At 60.7% G+C, this 369-nt stretch carries 1 protein-coding gene; it reads right to left on the bottom strand.

Annotation, left to right across the window (positions count from 1 at the left end):
• On the bottom strand, nucleotides 1–369 hold a 369-nt coding region (locus SB752_RS32020; RefSeq protein WP_410719442.1), incomplete at both ends, for a phosphomethylpyrimidine synthase ThiC.

The following is a 369-nucleotide window of genomic DNA, read 5'->3' on the forward strand; positions in this document are numbered from 1 at the left end:
GAAGTGCGCGACCTTGGCCGAATCCTTCGGCAAGGTTTCATCGTGATACGAACGGGCGGTGTCTGGATCCAGGCCAAGGTTGAACTGGTCTTCCCAACGGAATTCGAACCGTGCCTTGCTCAAGGCATTGTCGCGAATCTGCGCGCCCGGATGTCCCTTCGCCAGATCGGCGGCATGCGCGGCGATCTTGTAGGTGATGATCCCGGTCTTCACATCATCCTTGTTCGGCAGGCCCAAGTGTTCCTTCGGCGTCACGTAGCAGAGCATCGCGCAACCGAACCAGCCGATCATCGCTGCACCGATCCCGGAGGTGATGTGGTCGTAACCCGGCGCGATGTCGGTGGTCAGCGGGCCGAGGGTGTAGAACGG

Origin of the sequence: Brevibacillus sp. SIMBA_040 (assembly GCF_046535075.1) — a bacterium.
In the GTDB taxonomy this organism is placed as follows: domain Bacteria; phylum Bacillota; class Bacilli; order Brevibacillales; family Brevibacillaceae; genus Brevibacillus.